The organism is Pseudomonas sp. UMAB-40, from assembly GCF_900095275.1.
GTDB classification, from domain to species: Bacteria; Pseudomonadota; Gammaproteobacteria; order Pseudomonadales; family Pseudomonadaceae; genus Aquipseudomonas; species Aquipseudomonas mandelii_B.
Window position 1 is genome coordinate 5470 of record NZ_LT607594.1, and the last position, 2610, is coordinate 8079.

Annotated in this window: 2 protein-coding genes and 1 pseudogene; 1 reads left to right on the plus strand and 2 read right to left on the minus strand. The window is 61.1% G+C overall.

Translation table 11 applies throughout. The features are described 5' to 3' along the window. Positions 1–62: 62 nt before the first annotated feature. Complete coding sequence (locus K0F88_RS31780) at positions 63–1082, minus strand: alpha/beta hydrolase (RefSeq protein WP_094471700.1); 1020 nt, start codon at positions 1080–1082, stop codon at positions 63–65. A 161-nt stretch (positions 1083–1243) separates the two neighbouring features. On the opposite strand from K0F88_RS31780, the gene K0F88_RS31785 reads away from it, so the two are divergent. Next, the gene (locus K0F88_RS31785; RefSeq protein ID WP_219097847.1) at positions 1244–2140 is read left to right on the plus strand and encodes a LysR family transcriptional regulator; all 897 of its coding nucleotides are present in this window, start codon (positions 1244–1246) and stop codon (positions 2138–2140) included. 139 nt (positions 2141–2279) lie between these two features. Here the strand turns inward: K0F88_RS31785 and K0F88_RS31790 are convergent. Further along, positions 2280–2610 (minus strand): annotated as a pseudogene (locus K0F88_RS31790) (hypothetical protein); the annotation flags it as partial.

Below are 2610 nucleotides of genomic sequence, written 5' to 3' on the forward strand. Positions count from 1 at the left end.
CAGGTAAATCAGTGATCACAAAAGCTTCGCCACACATTGCTGTGTGGCAAGGCGAGGTGGTCTCAGTTCAAGTGAGTCTTGAGTTCCAGTGCCGCCTGACGAACCGCCGCTTTCACCTCTGGAATCTGGCTCAGCGGGTTGAGCAGGCCAAAGTCGTGAATCATGCCGTTGTAACGCACCGCCGTGACCGGCACACCGGCTGCGTCGAGGTGGCGGGCGTAGGCTTCGCCTTCGTCACGCAACACGTCGAACTCGGCGGTTTGCACCAGGGCGGCGGGCAGGCCTTTGAGCTGTTCGGCGTTGGCTTGCAACGGCGAGGCATGGATCTGCGCACGCTCGGCCTGGTCGGTCGTGTAGTTGTCCCAGAACCAGTTCATCATGCCCTTGGTCAGGAAGTGGCCTTCGGCAAACTGCTGGTACGAGCCGCTGTCGAACTGCGCATTGGTCACCGGCCACATCAACAACTGGAAGCGCAGCGCCGGGGTTTTCTGTTCCTTGGCCATCAACGCCACGACCGCCGCCATGTTGCCGCCGACACTGTTGCCGGCCACCGCGAGGCGCTTGCCATCGACGCCGATGTCCTTGCCATGCTCGCCCACCCAACGGGTCGCGGCGTAGGCCTGGTTGATCGCGGTCGGGTAATGCGCTTCCGGCGACGGTGTGTAATCGACATACACCGCGACGGCACCGGAACCCACCACCAGGTCGTGAATCAGACGCTGGTGAGTGGGGTAATCGCCCAACACCCAACCGCCACCGTGGAAGAACATGAACACCGGCAATTCACCTTTGACCTTGGCCGGCCGGACGATTTTCAGGTTGATGGTTTGCCCGTCGACCTTGATCACACGGTCGCTGACGTCCACACCCGACAGATCAACCTTCACCGAGTTTTGCGCACCGGTCAGCACCGCACGGGCCTCTTTCGGGCTCAACTGCTCAAGCGGCTTGCCACCGCCGGCGGCGAGGGCTTCGAGGAACGCCTGGGTATTGTGTTCGACACCCGGGCTGCCGGCGGCGAATGCGTTGCCGATGGAGAGGGCGAGAAGGGACGCGGTCAGGGTTTTGTTGATGATGTTCATGGGGCAAATCCTTTTTAATTAATTAGCGTTTTATGACCTGAGGTCGGGTCGCTGCTGGCGCTGGGGTCCAGGCCTCAGCAACACCGTGGACACAGATTAATAGGTCGCCCAAAAGGGAAAAAGCGGCTATAAAGTGTTTGACTGTCAACCAAGGCGTGACAATGAACCCGTTCGAAGATATGCGTATTTTTTGCCAGGTCATGGACTCCGGCAGCTTCACCTCGGCAGCCGATCAATTGGGCCTGTCCAAGCAGTTTGTCAGCCGGCGTTTGATGCAGCTCGAAGAGCGCCTGGGCGTGCGCTTGCTCAACCGCTCCACGCGGCGACTAGACGTTACGCCTTTGGGCCAGAGTTATTACGAGTCGGCGTTACGCTTGCTCGGTGAAGTCGAGCAAGTGGAGCAGGGCATCGCCGGCCAGACCACCGAGCCGCGCGGCACCATCCGCGTGAGTGCGCCGTTGTCGTTTGCGCTGGCGCACCTGGGGTGTCTGCTGCCGTTGTTTTTACAGCGCTACCGCGATGTCACGGTGGAAGTGGACTTGAGCGATCGGCCGGTGGACTTGCTCAGCGAAGGGTACGATCTGGCGTTGCGTATCGGCATCCTGGAAGACTCGACCCTGATCGCCCGTCGTATCGCCTCCATCGAACGCGTGTACTGCGCCAGCCCGGCTTACCTGGCCGAGCGTGGTACGCCGCTCAAACCCGAAGATTTGCACAGCCATGACTGCCTGCCTTACGGCCACGGGCGTCAGGTGCAATGGCGTTTCGAAGGGCAGGGCAAGCCGCTGAGCGTCAACGTGACGGGCAGGATGCGGGTCAACAACGGGGAGTTGCTCAAGGATGCGGCGGTGGCCGGGATGGGGATTACGTACTTGCCGACGTTCATTGTCGGCTCGGCGCTGAAGGAGGGGCGGCTGGTGCCGGTGCTGGATGAGTTTCGTCCGCAGCCGCTGACGTTGTCGGCGGTGTATCCGCAGCATCGCCAGAGTTCGCGGCCGGTGCAGGCGTTGATCGAGTTTTTGCGCGAGCGGCTGGATCGGGTTGAGTGTGGGTTGTAAGGCTCACCATTTCCACTGTGGGAGTGAGCCTGCTCGCGATTGCGGTGGGTCATTAAGCAAATATGCTGTCTGACATGACGCCATCGCGAGCAGGCTCGCTCCCACAGGGGATTTGTGGAGTTTTGAAGGTTAGTGACTGTCAGGTTCTTTTGTTATCGCCTGGCTCGCCACCGACATGCACGCCGTGGTCATCACCGATTTCGCCGGAGCGATGTACGCCGTGGTCGTCGCCGATTTCGCCGGAACGATGCACGCCGTGGTCATCGCCGATTTCGCCGGAGCGATGCACGCCGTGGTCATCGCCGATTTCGCCGGAGCGATGTACGCCGTTGTCGTCACCGGCTTCGGCGTGAGTGCCACTGCGTCCGGAGGAGGCTGTGTTGCCGGAGTGTCCTGAACCATTATCGCTGCCGCTGTGACCGCTGCCGCTATTGCCGGCGCTGCCACTGTTGCCACCGCTGCCGCTTCCG

What these genes read in the sequence shown, in the direction of transcription:
- K0F88_RS31780 (WP_094471700.1), bottom strand. Translation starts at nt 1,082, where the DNA reads ATGAACATCATCAACAAAACCCTGACCGCGTCCCTTCTCGCCCTCTCC.
- K0F88_RS31785 (WP_219097847.1), top strand. Translation starts at nt 1,244, where the DNA reads ATGAACCCGTTCGAAGATATGCGTATTTTTTGCCAGGTCATGGACTCC.